This window comes from Pseudomonas sp. 1152_12 (assembly GCF_052850675.1).
In genome coordinates this window covers 88,522-105,255 of sequence record NZ_VXCW01000004.1, presented here as the reverse complement: position 1 = coordinate 105,255, position 16,734 = coordinate 88,522, and the positions used below count along the sequence as shown (strand labels likewise).

The 16,734-nt window shown below is 60.4% G+C and carries 12 protein-coding genes; 1 reads left to right on the top strand and 11 read right to left on the bottom strand.

The genetic code is table 11. The features are described from left to right. Positions 1-34: 34 nt before the first annotated feature. Positions 35-1,300 carry an urea ABC transporter substrate-binding protein gene (gene urtA / locus FW764_RS08380; RefSeq protein WP_446433539.1) on the bottom strand — a complete coding sequence of 422 codons (1,266 nt, stop codon included), beginning with the start codon at positions 1,298-1,300 and terminating at the stop codon, positions 35-37. A 281-nt stretch (positions 1,301-1,581) separates the two neighbouring features. Between urtA and FW764_RS08375 the strand changes: the two genes are divergently transcribed. Further along, the gene (locus tag FW764_RS08375; protein WP_446433538.1) at positions 1,582-6,156 is read left to right on the top strand and encodes a DUF4329 domain-containing protein; all 4,575 of its coding nucleotides are present in this window, start codon (positions 1,582-1,584) and stop codon (positions 6,154-6,156) included. A gap of 2 nt (positions 6,157-6,158) precedes the next feature. Here the strand turns inward: FW764_RS08375 and FW764_RS08370 are convergent, their stop codons facing one another. The 10 genes from FW764_RS08370 to FW764_RS08325 form a co-directional block, all read right to left on the bottom strand. Further along, positions 6,159-7,169 (bottom strand): FecCD family ABC transporter permease, encoded by a 1,011-nt coding sequence (locus FW764_RS08370; protein WP_446433537.1) that lies wholly within the window; start codon positions 7,167-7,169, stop codon positions 6,159-6,161. Beyond that, the gene (locus FW764_RS08365) at positions 7,166-8,113 is read right to left on the bottom strand and encodes an ABC transporter substrate-binding protein (RefSeq protein WP_446433536.1); all 948 of its coding nucleotides are present in this window, start codon (positions 8,111-8,113) and stop codon (positions 7,166-7,168) included. The genes FW764_RS08370 and FW764_RS08365 overlap by 4 nt, the downstream gene beginning before the upstream one ends. Further along, positions 8,110-8,898, bottom strand: a complete 789-nt coding sequence (locus FW764_RS08360) for an ABC transporter ATP-binding protein (protein WP_446433535.1) — start codon at positions 8,896-8,898, stop codon at positions 8,110-8,112. Before FW764_RS08360 ends, FW764_RS08365 begins: the two co-directional genes overlap by 4 nt. 42 nt (positions 8,899-8,940) lie before the next feature. Beyond that, a complete protein-coding gene (locus FW764_RS08355) occupies positions 8,941-11,049 on the bottom strand; it encodes a TonB-dependent receptor (protein WP_446433534.1) in 2,109 nt (702 codons plus the stop codon). 152 nt (positions 11,050-11,201) lie between these two features. Further along, positions 11,202-12,584, bottom strand: a complete 1,383-nt coding sequence (locus tag FW764_RS08350; protein ID WP_446433533.1) for a PepSY-associated TM helix domain-containing protein — start codon at positions 12,582-12,584, stop codon at positions 11,202-11,204. 121 nt (positions 12,585-12,705) lie between these two features. Then, complete coding sequence (locus FW764_RS08345) at positions 12,706-14,766, bottom strand: TonB-dependent copper receptor (protein ID WP_446433532.1); 2,061 nt, start codon at positions 14,764-14,766, stop codon at positions 12,706-12,708. A gap of 93 nt (positions 14,767-14,859) precedes the next feature. Then, on the bottom strand, positions 14,860-15,222 hold the full coding sequence (locus FW764_RS08340) for a DUF2946 domain-containing protein (protein WP_446433531.1): 363 nt from the start codon (positions 15,220-15,222) through the stop codon (positions 14,860-14,862). 64 nt (positions 15,223-15,286) lie between these two features. Next, entirely contained in the window at positions 15,287-15,769 is a 483-nt protein-coding gene (locus FW764_RS08335) for a copper chaperone PCu(A)C (protein ID WP_446433530.1), read from the bottom strand. Between the two features lie 46 nt (positions 15,770-15,815). Next, positions 15,816-16,211, bottom strand: a complete 396-nt coding sequence (locus FW764_RS08330) for a DUF2946 domain-containing protein (protein ID WP_446433529.1) — start codon at positions 16,209-16,211, stop codon at positions 15,816-15,818. 273 nt (positions 16,212-16,484) lie between these two features. Then, entirely contained in the window at positions 16,485-16,682 is a 198-nt protein-coding gene (locus FW764_RS08325) for a hypothetical protein (protein ID WP_446433528.1), read from the bottom strand. Positions 16,683-16,734 lie beyond the last annotated feature (52 nt).

Here is a 16,734-nt window from a genome sequence, read left to right as displayed (position 1 = left end):
AGCTCCCACACTGACCGTGCCCGACCTCTAGGCTTTAGTTGCTCTTGACGGCGTAGTCCGGCTTTTTGTCATTGCCCGGAATGTAAGGGCTCCACGGCTGCGCCCGAATCGGCTCCTGGGTCTGCCACACCACCGAGAACTGCCCATCGGCCTGGATCTCGCCGATCATCACCGGCTTGTGCAAGTGGTGGTTGGTTTTGTCCATGGTCAGGGTGAAGCCCGACGGCGCGGCAAACGTCTGCCCAGCCAGCGCTTCACGCACTTTGTCGACGTCAGTGGATTTGGCTTTCTGCGCCGCTTGCGCCCACATATGGATGCCCACATAAGTGGCTTCCATCGGGTCGTTGGTCACGGCTTTATCCGCGCCTGGCAGATTGTGGGCCTTGGCGTAAGCCTTCCAGTCGGCGACGAATTTCTTGTTTACCGGGTTCTCCACTGACTGGAAGTAGTTCCAGGCTGCAAGGTTGCCCACCAGCGGCTTGGTGTCGATGCCGCGCAGTTCTTCTTCACCCACCGAGAAGGCCACCACCGGTACGTCGGTCGCCTTCAGGCCCTGGTTGGCCAGTTCTTTGTAGAACGGCACGTTGGAGTCGCCATTCACCGTGGAGATCACCGCCGTCTTGCCGCCGGCCGAGAACTTTTTGATATTGGCGACGATGGTCTGGTAATCCGCGTGGCCGAACGGGGTGTAAACCTCTTCGATATCTTTATCCGCTACGCCTTTTGAGTGCAGGAACGAGCGCAGGATCTTGTTAGTGGTGCGCGGGTACACGTAATCGGTGCCGAGCAGGAAGAAGCGCTTGGCGCTGCCGCCTTCTTCGCTCATCAAATATTCCACCGCCGGGATTGCCTGCTGGTTCGGCGCCGCACCGGTATAGAACACGTTCGGCGACATCTCTTCGCCTTCGTATTGCACCGGGTAGAACAGCAAACCGTTGAGTTCTTCAAACACCGGCAATACCGATTTACGTGACACCGAGGTCCAGCAGCCGAACACCACGGCGACCTTGTCCTGGGTCAGCAATTGCCGACCTTTCTCGGCGAACAGCGGCCAGTTCGAGGCGGGGTCGACGACCACCGGCTCGAGCATCTTGCCGTTGACGCCGCCCTTGGCGTTGATCTCGTCGATGGTCATCAGCGCCATGTCTTTGAGCGATGTTTCGGAGATCGCCATGGTCCCGGACAACGAGTGCAGGATGCCGACCTTGATGGTCTCGGCGGCCTGGACGGTCCAGGTCAAACCCATGGCGACAATGGATGCCGACAAAGTGAAAGCTTTGATCAAGCTACGACGCTGCATAGTGCGATCTCCGTAAACCAGTATGTTTGTGGGGCAGATACGGAGGACTTTGCAAAGGCTGTGCCTGCGGCGCTCAACGCGCGTATCCACAGGGGCTGATCAGTGAAGGGCGTGGCGACGCGCACCAACTTGGCGCCGCAAGAGTTGTCGGGTGCACGGAAGGCTTCAAAAAGAGGCGCAGGGGTAGATATACAGCGCAAGTGAGCGAGCGCGATATTCCAGGATGCGGCTTCAGACAAGGCGCTTTCAAAGCCTTGGACACTTTTGCCTACGAGAACCCTATGGACACGACCCCTACCACCCTAGCCGATTCACCGCGCCGCCCGCCTGAGTTACCGCCCCTCAGCCCGGCCTTTATCACCGCCGACGACGCGGCCCGTTGGGCACATGAGGCTATCGGCCAGCGTCGTGACGTCGAGTACGGTGGTGTGATTCTCAAACGTGGTGGTCGCTACTACGCCACGCACCCCTTACCTGACCGGCGTAATATTTTCGATCACGCGCGGCTGTTGGCCAAGGACAGTGAAGGTAACTTCGTCGCCCCTGATGATTACCACGCCGAGGCGTTCTATCACTCCCATCCCGCCGCTGCTGCGCAAATCGGGAGCCACTTTCCCCATTTCACGGCTGATCAGGTGCTGCTGTTCAATAACTTCTATTCCGGTGAGGACCAAGTCTTCAGCTTCCGGAACAGAGCGTTTGCCAAGGCTCACTATTTTTCCGGGCCAGATGATGTGCTGCTCAAATATGTCAGCAGTGGCTCAGCTGTCGAAAAAAAGCTTGGACAACAACTGCGTGGCGGCCCAGGTGATACCAGCAGTGATTTCGAGCATCCCGTCCGTCAGTTGGCTGCAGCTGGCGAACTGTGGGTAGTGATTGCCCACCCGGTATGGGGCGGTGTTCGCGGGCGTGTGCCCAAGGACTGGCGCCTCAGGACTCCAGTGACAAAGGTACGGCAGCAACCCTTTTTTACCTCGGTGTTGCCAACCCCGGAAACGGCCGTGTTGCGTGCACTTTCCCTTGCTGGCGCAGCAGGCGAAGGCGCTATGGGGTTTGTCCTCAAGCACTCCCGTGAGGACGCCTACGTTGCGACGCTGGCAGTGCCCAAGCTGGCGCCGCTGTTTTCGCCCACCGAAGTGTTTCCAAAACGTCCCAACGGCAAACTTCGATTGCCTTCCCAGTACCGGTTGGAGGCTATTTATTTCAATAGCTGGTACGAGAAGGACGAGGTAGCGGCGCGTGAAAAATGGCTGGCCAGTACCTTCTTTAGCCCGGCACAGGTGGTGGCCGCGACACGCCAGGCGCGGGCGACCCTGGACATCCAGGACCCGGCTCGTGGATTGACCTTGTATATGCAGGCTTCTGATTTTGCTTTGCTGAAATTCAAAGTGCCCGAGGCCACACTTACGACTGAGCTGGTCATGCAAAAAGGCGAGGGTGAACTTGACGATAACGGTGCCAAGGCGGCCATGGTCGCTGGCACGCTGACCCCCCGCGATTATGTGCGCAGGGTCATTGCCGCGACTGATCTGTCGGTGGTTCAGGCCGGAGGCTTGTGGCGCCGCGTCGGGAGGGTGGATAACCGCTCCGATCTGTTGACGTCATTCTATAAGGCAACATTGAGCCGTCCGTTTCTCTCGGCGCGTGATGCGGCGGTGTATGCCCATGAGCGAATCGGCAACCAGCGTGATCGCCACTATGGGGGTTACGTGCTCAAGGGTGAAGACGGTCGTTTTGTCATCACTGAACCCATCGAAAGTGCGCCCAACCCATTTGACTTCACGTTGTTTTTCCCAATCGACAACAAAGGGCCGTTGATTCCGCCGGAACCCTATGTGCTGCACGGACGCTACGGCTCCCACACTGCCTTGTCGATGCTTGACCCGGCCTGGGTCGCCCGCCGTGGCTGGACGCGGGACGAGGCGCAGATCAATCAGCAAGTGTTTGATGACCGTGAAATGTACTCGATTATCCCGGCTGGACGGGTGGCCTACCTGTCAGGCGCGCAGGATTGCTTGTTGGAGTACACCCCAAACAAGTCGTCCCATGAAGTCTTGCTGCTGGCCAATATTGGCCCAGAGGCTGGCGATAATAGCCTCGGCAAGCGCCTCGAAAAAGGGCTGATCCGGCCTGACGATTGGGTGCGGCGACTGGCCGAGGCGGGCGACTTCAAGATCATCCAGGGCAACCCGTTATGGGGGCCGCGCTCGGTGGTCTACAGCAACTGGACGTCCAATTTCAGCTACGCTGCGCCCTCCGGGCCACCCGACTACGTGACCTTCGGGGCCGTATTCGCCAGTGCCGATGAAGCGGCCCGCAACCTCCATGGGCGGGTGCACGGGCGCAATTTCCTCGAGGCGGCCTGCTATGCGTTCATCCTCAAGCATAAGGATCAGGAGCAGTACATTGCGAGCGAGGTGGTGGGCGTCGTCAGTGATAACAGGCTGTTCAACCTCTACCTCGTGTTTAAGGCCAAGGACGAGGGCGGCTACCAGTTGCCCGATGGGTTTGAAGTGCATGGGCTGTTTCGCTCACAGCAATGGTCACCTACGGGGCTGAGCGCGCCGCTCGCTTGGCTGACGCTGTATTTCGTCACGCCGAGAGTGTTATACGCAGCGCTCTCGGCGGCCGCTAAGGGTGTGACCACCCTGCCAATTTACTTATCGACTCTTGATGGCGCGTTGTTGCGGTATGTGTCTGCAGCGATTGATGTAAAAGCTGGCGGCACGGCAGATACGTTATTGACCCAGGCGCAGGAGCAGTTGAATTCCGGTAAGAAAAGCGCCCGGGACTTCCTCAAAGGGTGGGTGCTGAAGGGAATGCTCCATGTGGTGCGTACCAGCCAGTGCTGGGATAAAAAGGGCGTGGTCGCCGAGACCTGGACCGGCTACGAAACCTTGATGCCGCGGCGTTTAAGCCCCGCGTTTGCCAACCCCGATGATGCGGCCCGTCACGCGGCGGCTTTGGTGAACACCGGCTATCGCGCGGCGTATGGTGGGGTGATCCTCAGGCTGCTCAATGGGCTGTTCGCCTCGACGCTTCCCCTGGTGCTTCCGCCCCGGGGGTTGGCGCTGCACTGGATGGTCCCTGACCGGGCCTTTGAGGTGGGGCTTTATCCGGGGGGCAGCACGATTGTTGCGCGCTACCGCTCCGTTGTGACCCAAGAGGTGCCGCTGCTGCTATCAGCGACTGAAAAAGCCATCTACAAAACCATGATACCAAGCGCGGTCCTGTCGAATCTGTTGCACCGCGAGGTGCACATCAAGCGTGAATATGTGTTCGGTTCAAATGGCTCGGTCCTCAGTTACGAGCTGTCGGGCTCTGCTGAGGAAGAGTTGCTCAAGAATCGCCTTGCGCCACTGAACAAGGTCAAGGGTGATTACGGCGACAACAGCGTTGAACAGCAACTGCGCAGTGGGGCGCTCACGCCGAACCAGTTTGTCACGCAGGCGGCGAACGCCGGTGAATTGCGTGTGGTCGAGGGCGACCCTGTATGGGGCAGGCCCAGAATGATAAGGCGCACGTTTGTTGCGTATTCCCCGAGACCTGATGACTGGACCATTCGCTCTGCATCATTCGACCCCCCCTGCAGCCCGATGTTTACCCGGGCGCTCGATGCCGTGCGCTACGCTCAGCGCGCATCTACGCCGCTAGCTGAGGTGGCTTTCGGTTACGTACTCAAGTCGCTGAGCCGGCCGCTGTACATGACGACTTTGCCACTTCGCAGAGAGAACTATGGCGATTTTAAGCAAGTCTTTGTCGATGGCTTGTTTCCGCAAGGGTACGTGCTGGAAGGCTTGTATCTGTGTGCATCGACTGTTCCCATCGCTGCGGCCAACGATGAAATGGCTAATCATTTCTTTGCGCCGCAGGACATTGCTAACGCACTGACCCTCATCACGGGGGCACGTAACGGCAGTGCTCTGCCGCTGTATCTATTGTGTGGGGACGGCGCACTGCTCAAGTACGTGTTTCCCAAAACGGCTCCGCTGTTCAAATGGACGAGCACGGCGCACCTGGAACGCACCCAATTGCTCGAGGGCTCCCTCAAGGTGCTCGAGTATGTACGCCGTCTGGCAGGCGCGGGTGAGCTGTCGGTTCGGGTGACCAGTGAAGTCTGGGGCAGGAAAGAGCGGGTTGGGGTCAGTTGGATGCCCAAAAGGCCGCCGCATGCTTTTGCCGACGACCCGCATTTTCATTCGTTTTGCGGGCCGCTGTTTTTTTATCCCGATGATGCGGCGCGCTATGCCCAGGGCTTGGTGGCACCGTTCAAGGACAAGCAATACCTGGGCGCGGTACTGGCGCCAGGGGGAACACCAGGGTATGTCGCGATCGATCCGGTGGAAGATCAGGGCACAGGCAGTGCCCGTACTCTGGAGCTGTTTTTCTCGATCGGCGGTGCAGGCTTTGACGTGCCTGAAAGCAATGTGCTGAAGACTTACAAAATCGCTGCAGTGCATGCGTTCTACAAGGCAATTTCCTTGACGTCCAGCTTTGAGCCGATAGACAAAAAACTGTTGAACAACTTCGTCTCCAAGGACGACCTGAGCGACTACGTGTCGGTGGTCAAGAGCAATCGTCCCAGCGCCGAAAGTTGTTACCTGTCCTGCCGGGGCGGTGCCCTGCTCAAGTATCTCCCGACCCATACCCCGGCTGAAACCGTACTGCTCAGCTCTGGCGAAGCGCCAGACCCGAGGGTGCTGATCAGTCGATTGAGAAACCACGGCAATCTCTCAGTGCTGGTTGCCGATGCGTTCTGGAGCCGTCTTGGCGTGCTGGGTGAGGAGTGGGAAGCCAGCGAGGTGCAGGTAGAGCCCGAAGTCGATGAGTTCTGGTATACGCGCGATGAACTCTGACCTTAACGTTTGCGCATCAAACCGATAAAAAACAGCCCGCCAATCGCCGCCGTCGCCACGCCGATGGGCAGGTCTTCGGGGGCGATCAGGGTGCGTGCCGCGACGTCGACCCACACCAGGAACACACTGCCTAGCAGCACGCACACCGGCAGCAATCGCCGGTGCTCGGCGCCCACCAGGCGTCGGGCGATGTGCGGCACCATCAGCCCGACGAAGCCGATGGAGCCGCTGATGGAGACCAGCACGCCGGTCATCAAGGAGGCGATCAGAAACACCTTGAGCCGCACGCTACGCGCGTTCAGGCCCAGGGTCACGGCGGTTTGCTCGCCGGCCATCAACGCATTCAACGGCCGCGCCATGCCCAGCAGCAGCAATAACCCCAGCAGCACTGTCGCGGCGGGGATCGCCAGCAGTTCCCAGCGAGCAAGGCCCAGGCCGCCGAGCATCCAGAACATCACCGCCGAGGCGGCGCGATGGTCGCCCAGAAACAGCAGCAGGTTGGCTGCCGCCATCATTACGAACGACACGGCCACGCCGCACAGCAACAGGCGATCGCTTTCCAGCCGGCCATGGCGGCTGGCCACGGCCAGTACTACCAGCATGCTCAGCATCGCGCCGATAAACGCCGCGATAGGCAGGGTCAGCAGGCCGACGACTTCCCCCACATGCAACACCACGATCACTGCGCCCAGCGTGGCGCCGGAGGTCACGCCAAGCAGGTGCGGGTCGGCCAGGGGGTTACGCGTGACGGCCTGCAACACTGCGCCGATCAACGCCAGCCCGGCGCCCACCAGCGTGCCGAGCAGCATGCGCGGCACACGGATCAACCACACGATATGTTCCTGGCCGATGCTCCAGCTCACTTCACCGAAGCCGAAGGCCTTGTTCAGCAAAATCCGCCACACTACGCCCACCGGCACCCGCGCCGAGCCGAACCCCAGCGAGACCACGCAAGAGACCAGTAACAGCGCGCCAAGGGCACACAACAACAGGGCGTAGCGACGGTTGATCATTCGCCGTGAAACCCCTTGGCCAGGGTTTCCACCGCCAGCACATTGTCGATACCCGGCGTGGCTTGCACGTAGGGAATCACGATAAAACGCTGGTTCTTGATGGCGTCCACCGATTGCAAGGCCGGGTTATTGAGCAGGAACTGCTCTTTCTGCTCGGCGGTGATCTCGCTGTAGTCGACGATCACGATCACCTGCGGGTTGCGCTCCACCACGGTTTCCCAGTTGACGCGTGTCCAGCTGGCGTCGATATCATCGAGTATATTGCGCCCGCCAGCGGCGCTGATCAGCGCTTGCGGCATACCCAAACGTCCGGAGGTCATGGCGCGGTCTTCACCGCTGTCATACAGGAACACGCGCGGCTTGTCGGCGGGCAGGTCGTTTTGCACCTCGGCCACTTGCGCCTGCATCTGTGCAATCAGCGCATTGGCCCGGTCCTGCACATCGAAGATCTTGCCCAGATTGCGCAAGTCGTTATAGGTGTCATCCAGCGTGGCGGCCGGGCGCTTCATTACAAATGCGCACGATTCGGTCAGCTCATACACGTTGATGCCCAACGGTTGCAGGGTTTGCGGCGTGAGATCGCCGCCCACGCGCATGCCGTAATCCCAGCCGGCGAAGAAGAAATCCACGTTGGCATTGAGCAGGGTTTCCACCGACGGGTACTTGCTCGCCAGTTCTGGCAGGCCGTCGAGGATCTCGGCCATTTCGGGCGTGACCGACTTCCAGCCGGTCACGCCGCTGTAGCCTGCCATGTGCGACTTTAGGCCCAGCGCGAGCATCATCTGGGTCATGTTGATGTCGTGGCTGACCGCGTGCTGCGGTGCTTCTTGAAAGGTCACGTCGCGGTTGCAACTTTTGACGGTCACCGGGTAATGAGTCGCTTGGGCAAACGCTTGAGCAGTGCCGAGCAACAGGGCGAGAGACAGCAGGGCGCGCAGGATCATGGTTGGGTTATCCAGGTGATTCGGGGGTAGCCGGACAAGGGGTGAGTGTCTATCAGGGCTTCAACGGCAAACACATTGCGCAGCAACTCGACAGTCAGCACCTCGTGGGGTGTGCCGCTGGCAACGATGCGCCCGTGGTTGATCACGTACAGGCGATCACAGAAGGCGGCGGCCAGGTTCAGGTCGTGGATGCTGGCCAGGGTGCCGATGTTCAAGCGCTTGACCAGCCGCAGCAGTTCCAGCTGATAGCGCGGGTCGAGATGGTTGGTCGGTTCGTCGAGGATCAGCAGTTGCGGTTGCTGGGCCAGGGCGCGGGCCAGGATCACGCGTTGTTTCTCACCGCCCGACAGGGTGGCGAAAGCATGGTCTTCGAAGTCCTGCATGCCTACCGATGCCAACACGCTGCGAACAAGCTGTTGGTCGTGCAGCGTGTCGCTGTCGAACAAACCCTTGTGCGGTGTGCGGCCCATGGCGACCACTTCATCCACGCGTAAGCCAAAGGCGTCGGGGAACTCCTGCAGCACCACGGCGATGCGTTGCGCGCACCATTTGGCGCTTTGCTTCCACACATTCTGATGCTCAAGCAACACGTCGCCGTGTTCCGGTTTGCTGAAGCGATAGGCACAGCGCAACAGGCTGGTCTTGCCGCTGCCATTGGGACCGATCAGCCCGACAAACTCTCCCGCCCCGACCTGCAGGCTGGCGTCACGCAGCTGGAACTGGTGCGCGCAGTGGTCGTGGCCCGGTGGTGTCCAGGCCAGGTCGGTGAGGGTGAGTGAGGTCATCAATGTTCTCTGGTTCAACACAATTGCAATGGTGTGTATCGGTTAAAAGGTGTAGTCCGCGGTGACGAAAAACGAGCGCGGTTCACCCAGGATCCACTGTTGGCCATCGTTGTATTGGCTGACGGCGTAGGTGCGGTCAAACAGGTTGTTCAGTTGCAGGCCCAGGGTGGTGTTGTGCAGTGCCTTCCACGACACGGTGGCGTCGACCACGGTGTAGCTCGGCAGCTCGTTCTGGTTAGCCATGTCGGCGTAACGCGCATCAACGTAGCGCACGCCCGCGCCGGCGCGGATGTTGTCGGTCATGGCCTTGCTCAGCCACAGGTTGGCGGTGCGGCGCGGTACGTCGACCGGGCGGTTGCCGTCACGCGATACCTGCACGCCGGCGACATCCTGTTTGAACTCGTCGTACTGCGCACGCACGATCGCAGCGTTGGCTTGCAACTGCCAGGTGTTGGGCAGTTGCAGGTCGAGGCTGGCTTCCAGACCATTGGAGGATTGCTGACCAACCTGCTGCTTGAGGGCCGGATTGCCCGGTACATCGGTGAGCAGTTTCTTTTTAACGATGTGGTAGGCCGCCAACGTCCATTCGCCACGCTGGTCCCAGAACGCCTGCTTGATGCCAATTTCGCTTTGCTTAGCCGTGGACAGGTCGAACTGCTGCTGGCCCGGGCTCAAGGAGATCAGGCCGCCGACGCCATCCGTGCTGGTGGCGTACTGGCCGTAGACCGAGGTGTCCGCAGTGATCGCGTAGACCAAGCCGGCCTTCCAGTTGTTGCCGGTGAGGGTTTTGTCGGACTGGCTGCCATCGCGTAAATCATCGCGGTCGATGTGTGCGTAGTCGCGTCGAATACCGGTGACCAGCGCCAGTTGGTCGGTGAGCTGCAAGCGGTTTTCGGCAAAGCCGGCGACTGTTTTAGTGGTGGTGGCGAACACCGGTTTGAACGGGTCTTGGCTTTGAAACACAGCGGGCGCCGGGTGGTACAGGTCGATCGGCTGGCCTTCTTTGAGCACGTCGTCAAAGGGCGAGTTGCTGGTGAGGCGGAAACGGATGCGGTTGTATTCCACACCGGCCACGGTCTGGCTGTCGAGGCCAAACAGTGTGTGCTTGAAGGTGAAGGTCTGGCGGTCGCCGACCTGTTCCTGGTTGTGCTTGATGCCGAAGTTGCCGCTGCGGGTCAGTTGGCCGTTGGTGAAGTTGTAGTTCTCTGCGTTTTGCCAACGCCGCTGGTTTTTCAGGTAGTACAGCTCGTTGGTGGCGCTGACATTGTCGTTGAGTTGCCACTCACTGGTCAGGCGCGTCCACTGATCGTTGTAGTGCAAGGTGTCGTTGCTGACGTTGTAGTTCTTGTCGCGCAGGCTCTTGTGCAATTGGCCGTTGAGCAACGGTGTACCGAAGTAATTTTGCGGGCGCTGGTCGCCGTAGTCGCTGGCCAGGGTGAAGCTCAGGTTGTCAGCCGGTTGCCAGCGCAAGGCGCCGCTGACGAAATCGCTGCTGGAGTCGCCACGGTCGATGAAGCCGTTGCTGCGCAGGCGGTTGAGGTTCAGGCGATAGCTCAGCGTGTCGGTCAGCGAGCCGCCACTGTCCAGGGCTTGCTGCTGGCGATCATAAGAGCCGTAGCCCAGGCGGACATGGTTTTCGATGTCGCCGGTGAAGGGCTTTTTCGAGTGTGTATTGACCACTGCACCGGTGGCGCCTTCGCCATACAGCACCGAAGCTGGGCCGCGCAGGACGTCCACGCGCTCTACCGCCCAGGTGTCTACCGGGAAGGTCGAGGTGCCCATGCCGGTGTACATGCGGTTGCCGTCGTAGAGCTGCATGACCGAACTCTGCCCGGTAAAACCGCGTGCCTGCAACGACGTTCCGCCATCGCCCGGTGTACCGGTGCGGCTGATGCCGGTGGCGCGGGAAATGGCGTCCTGCACACTGGCGTCGCCGCGTTCGCGAATTTTCACGCCGGTTTGGCTCTCGACACTGCCGGGCGTTTGCAAGGCCGTGAGGTTAAGGCGTGAGCCGGCAGTGGTCGGGGTGTTCAGGTCGACTCGTTCGTCGTCCACCGCGGGCGCGGTCACGGGGCTGGCGGGCAGCGTCAGGGCGTGGGCGCTGTGATGCAGGGCGAGCAGGCACACGCCGGACGCTAGGTACTTGTTCATCAGTCGATCAATCGCTTCATGAGGGGGTTGCTCGCCGCAAGGCGCGGCGAGCAACGATAACGCAGAAAGTGTTATAAGTTAACACTTATTGGCTGCGCGACAAAAGTCGCACAAGGCTACAGAAAGCCTCTGCCGTGGGCATCTCGGCGGGTTCATGCTGAACCTGAGGCGGATTCACGTTGGTTGAAAAACCGCGCCAATACCAGGCGGTCCAGCGCCCCTACCAAAATCAATGACGCGCCTACCAACGGGAAAATGATCGCCAGCCCGAGCATGATCACCATCGCGGTTTTCCACTTCGGCAGGTCGTGGCGCAGTGGCGGAACACCCAGCCCACCTTGTGGCCTGCGCTTCCACCAGATCACCACGCCACTCACCGCACTGAGCAGGATCATCAGGCAGATCACCAGCACGATCAGTTGATTGACCCAGCCGAACATCTTGCCCTCATGCAGCATCACACCGGTCTCGGTTGCCCGTGCGACGAGGTTGTAGTGCTCCCAGCGCACATCGGCCAGGACTTTACCGGTGTACTGGTCCACATGCAGGGTGGCGTCGTTGCGCGGGTCGTTGGCGAACACCGCGACGGTGAACACGCCGTCGGCGCTGGTGGGGAAGGTGATGCTGTAGCCGGGCTCGACCTTACGTGCGTTGGCCAGGTCGACCACGTGTTGCAGGCGCACGGTGGGGGCGGCCGGGCCAGAGTGCATGGCGCCGTGGTTCATGTGTTCGGCGTGGTCGCCGGACATCGGCATCGGCGTGTTTTCCATGGCCCAGGGCACGGTTTGCTGGCTGGCGGTATTGAGCACCCGGGCCTGCTGATCGGACTGCGGCACGTTGTTCCACATGGCGTCGGGGAATTTGTTCCACAATTCGGCGTATTGCTTGCCCCAGAAGCCCGTCCAAGTCATGCCGCTGAGCAGCATGACCAGCAAGAATGCGGCGCCCCAGAAGCCGGCGACCGCGTGCATATCGCGCCAGAATACCCGGCCACGACTGCTAAAGCGTGGCCACAGCACACCTGCCGACGACTTGCCGCGCGGCCACCACAGGTACACGCCGGACACCACCAGCATCACGCCCCAACCGGCGGCGAGCTCCACCAAACGATCACCGACGGTGCCGATCATCAGCTCACCGTGCAACGCGCGGGCGATGGCTTGCAGGTTGTATTTGGCGTCCTGTTCGCCGAGTACGGTGCCGCGATAGGGGTCGACGAATACCGTCATTTCGCGGCCGTCGTTGTGCATCACGAACTGCGCGCTGCTGGTGGCGTCGGCAGGCGGCAAATATTTGCTGATCTTGCCTTGGGGAAAGGCCGCCTGGGCGCGTTGCAATTGCTCGTCGGCACTCAGTGCGTGCTCGGCGCTTTGCACCTTGAGCAGGTCGCCATACATCAGTGGGTCGAGCTGGGGTTTGAACAGGTAGATGATGCCGGTGAGGGCCAGCAGCACCATGAAAGGGGCGACGAAAAGGCCGGCGTAAAAGTGCCAGCGCCAGGCCAGGTTGTAGAAGGAAATCTTTTGAGTGCTCATCAGGGTGCTCCGCAAGGCGTTATTTTTTTGTGGCAGTGATGCCGCCATCGGGAGCAAGGCCCGCCCCACATTTTGATTTGTGAATACATTCAAATGTAGGAGGGGCTTGCTCCCGATGCTTTTAGAAGCTCATGTCCACCTTGGTCCAGAGCGTGCGCCCCGGTTCCTTGATGGCTTGCGGGTCGTTGGCCGGGTAGCCGAACCCTGCGTTACCGGCCAGGTTCAAATGCTCGGCATAGGCTTTGCCGAACAGGTTGTCGACGCCGGTGCTGACCTTGAAGTTTTTATTGATGCGGTACGCCGCGTTTAGCGAGAACACGCCAAAGCCGCCGCTCTTGTCGAAGTCTTTGCCGACCACGTTGCCCTTGTTCTGGTCGATGCGGTTTTGCGCCGCGACCACCCGCCACAAGGCGCCGGCGCTCCAATCATCCTCGCTGTAAGTGAGGCCGAAGCGCGCATCCAGCGGCGGCATTTGCGGCAGGGCCTGGCCGTCGCTGCTGTTCTTGCCCCAGGCATAGGCGAGGCTGGCGTCGGCTTTCCAGTTGCGCGTCAGCTTGTACGCAGCACCCAGTTCGCCCCCCATGATGCGCGCGTCGACATTGCGCGCCTGGGAGGTGGTGCCCATCATCCCAGGCTTGTAGTCGAACAGAATAAAGTCCTGCACCCGGCCGATATAGCCCGAGGCCCAGGCTTCCAGGTCGGCGGTTTTGTACTGCGCGCCGAAGTCGAACTGGGTGGTTTTCTCCGGTTTCACGCCATCGAAAGCATTCACCGAACCGACCGCGCCGGTGTTGGGCGAAAACAGCTCCCAGTAATCCGGGAAGCGCTCGGCGTGGCCCAGCCCTGCGTAGACGGTGGTGGGCGTGTCGGCCAGGTCGTGTTCATAGCGCACAAAGCCCGATGGCAAGGTGTCGGCACGGGTGTTGTCGGCGGTCGGGTTGGGGCGCGACATCATTCCTGAGCCCGTGCGCTGGCGGAAATCCTTGGCCGAGGCACGGTCCAGGCGCGCACCGGTGATCAGACGATCGCGGTCGGCGGCGTACCAGGTCAGTTCGCTGAACACGCCGTAGTTGTGGAAGTTAGCGTCCTTGTTGCGCGGCAGATTCTTGTAGGTGTCGATGCCCATGCTGCTGCGCTGGCGGTGTTCGTTGGTTTGCGCATCCAGGCCGCTGATCAGCTGCACATCAGCCCAGCGCCAAGTGGCCTTGATCCGCGCGCCGAGGGTGCGGCGGTCGACGTTGGAGGCCATGGGCCCGGCCATCATCCCGGTGCCCGACGGCGTGCGCAGGCTGTAGTTGTCCATCACATGGTCGGCGTAGTTGTAGTAGACCTGGGCCTCGACCTTATCCAGCACCTCGCCGATATTGGACTTCTCGAAACGCAGGCCCAGGCTTTCGCGCAAGAACTGCGAACCGTCCATGCCGCGCCCGGCGTAGCGGGCTTCACCATCGCCACGGCCGGCGGTGAGTTCCAGCAGGGTGTCGGCGTCGGGGGTGAAACCGACCGCGACGTCGCCGTTCCATTTGTCGTAGCGTGAGGCGACTGTGTCATTGTTGCCATCCTTGTAGTCATCGGCATGCGCTTGGTTGCCGATCACTCGCACATAGCCCAGCGGCCCGCCGGCGGCGGCGTCGATGACTTTGTCGAAGCGCCCGTTGGAACCGGCCAGCACGCTGGCGTTGACCCGGGTGCCCAGCTCGCCGAACTGCTCCGGCTCACGCTCGAACAGGATGGTCCCGGCCGAGGCGCCCGGGCCCCAGAGTACGGTTTGCGGGCCTTTGATCACGGTGAGCTTGTCGTAGGTTTCCGGCGAAATATACGAGGTGGGCGCGTCCATTCGGCCTGGGCAGGCACCGAGCATCATGCCGCCATTGGTGAGGATGTTCAGGCGCGAGCCGAACATGCCGCGTAGCACCGGGTCGCCATTGGTGCCACCGTTGCGCACCAGGGCAAAGCCGGGGATGGTCTTGAGGTAATCACCGCCATCGCTGGCGGGCACCGGCTGGCGTGGGTCTTTGGGGTTGGTGATTACGGTCAACGGCGAGCTGGGGGCAATCGCGGTGATTACCGTGGGGCTCAATTCGTGATCCTCAGCCTGTGCGTGGGGCGCCAGCAAGGCGCCACACAGCACGGCCAGAACAGGGGTACATCCCAAACGGGTGTCAGCAGAAAACCTGGACATGAAAAATTCCATCAATCAATCGTAAACAACACGGCCAGCAGCCTGCGGCTGTCTGTCTAAAGTCGGCCGGTGTGAAGTGGGGGTGTGAAGGGCTTACGAAGTGATGGGCGGGGCGCGACTGCGGGCGCCGGGGAAGATGCTCTGCCGGGCATAGCCCAGGCGCGGGGCGGGGGGGAGGGCGTTGGCTGGCGGCGGGGTGCCGAGGGTGACGTAGGACACGCTGCCGGGCAGGGCCGGGCAACTGAAGAGCAGGCTGCAATAGCCGCACTTTTCCCAGAGGACGTGGTGCTCGTCAGGGGTTTTGCTGTGTTGCGGTGCGTCGCCATGGCAACTGGGCATGTCCATGGACATTTCCATCGACATACCGGCGTGATGATCCATCGGCATCGCTTGGGAAATCAGCGGACCGATAAAAATCATCAGCATGGCGAACAGGCTGATCCAACTACCGCGCATCAAGCCTGTGGGCCTGCGTCGGTGTGTGGATAACCTGGCGCGAGGGGCGCCCATCAAGGTTGGCCTATTGAGCGTGCATATGCTCGTGGCCAGCCGCTGGCGGCGTTTTCTGAACCGTGACTTCCACTTCAACCTTACCGGCTTTTTCGAACGTCAGGGTCAGTGGGAATTGCTTGCCATCGGCCAGCAGGCTGCGGTCTTTGAGGCCCAGCAGCATCACGTGATAAGCCATCGGTGCGAAGGTCAAATCACCCTTGGCCGGTACGGAAACGCTGGGCACTTGTTGCATCTTCATCAGGTCGCCCTGCATCACGTGCTCATGCAGCTCGGCTTTGTCAGCCACCGGCGTTTCAACGCTGAGTAGACGGTCCGGCGATTCCCCGGTGTTATGAATCACAAAGTACGCCGCGACGGTCGGCGCATTGGGCGGCAATTCCTGAGACCAGGGATCGCTGACCAGCAAGTTGCCGGCCTTGTAATCATCGGCATTGGCAGCAACACACACCGGCAGCAACAACGCAGCCAGAAGCAGGGAAGATTTGAGCATGGCAGTTCTCCAGAACAGTTCTAAACGCAGTTCACTTGCGAAGAAATCAGACCGTCGGAGAGGCGCGCGGGTTGAGGCTTGGCCATTGCTGGCGCGGGTTTGGGGCTTGCAATAACAGCGGCGGCAGACTTTGCACCGCCGCAAGCCGTGTGACGTACAACTGCGGCACATGCCCCGGCAATGCCACCAGCGGCGGCGAGCCCGAGCAACACCAGCAATGCTGCATGGCGGAGTGGTCGTCTTGCTGCGGCGCCGGAATGTCCAGCTTGCCCAGGGCAATGGTCTTCAGGCTGGCGCCATTGGACGAGCAGAAACTGCCCCACAGCAGTTGCTGAACCGGATCGCTGGACTGCTGCATCGCGCTGGCCATCGGCATGGCAAAGGCGTTGAACAGCACTGCAAAGCAGGCGATCCACACAATTGCAAAGCGTTGACGGGCCATGGCGGACAATCCGTAGGGTTAGGTGATCAGGTGGGTATTTAGCCTGATCGGTGGGGATAAGTAAAAAGCGCAGGTGTGGTTTGGTGTCGCAGTGGTTGCCTTCATGATAGTCGGGAACCACGATACTTCGCGGATCTTCATGGAGCGGAAATCACCCGTCCGCGAATCTATGATGAATGTTTTGTATTTTCTTGTGTGCATTCGTCCGGCTAAGGACGCGTCTAATCTTTCATAGTTGTCAGCGGTTGGAACATTAAAGCCTGACGTGATTACCTATGTGTTATTGCTTGGGTTTAGCTCGACGTCCTCAAGCATGAGCTCTTGCAACTGCGTTTCTTGCCCGAGGACGTCGTTTGCTGCAGCCTTGGCAACTTGTACGGCCTCTTTAACTTCTATCATGTCAGCTCCAGAATATAATTGAGTCTGGCTTGAGTTGTTCTTGGCGTGTAGCACTTCGTATTGTTGGTTCATCGCCGTCCCTTGAGGTAACCAGTAGGTTTGATAGAGGCTGGCGGATGATCCT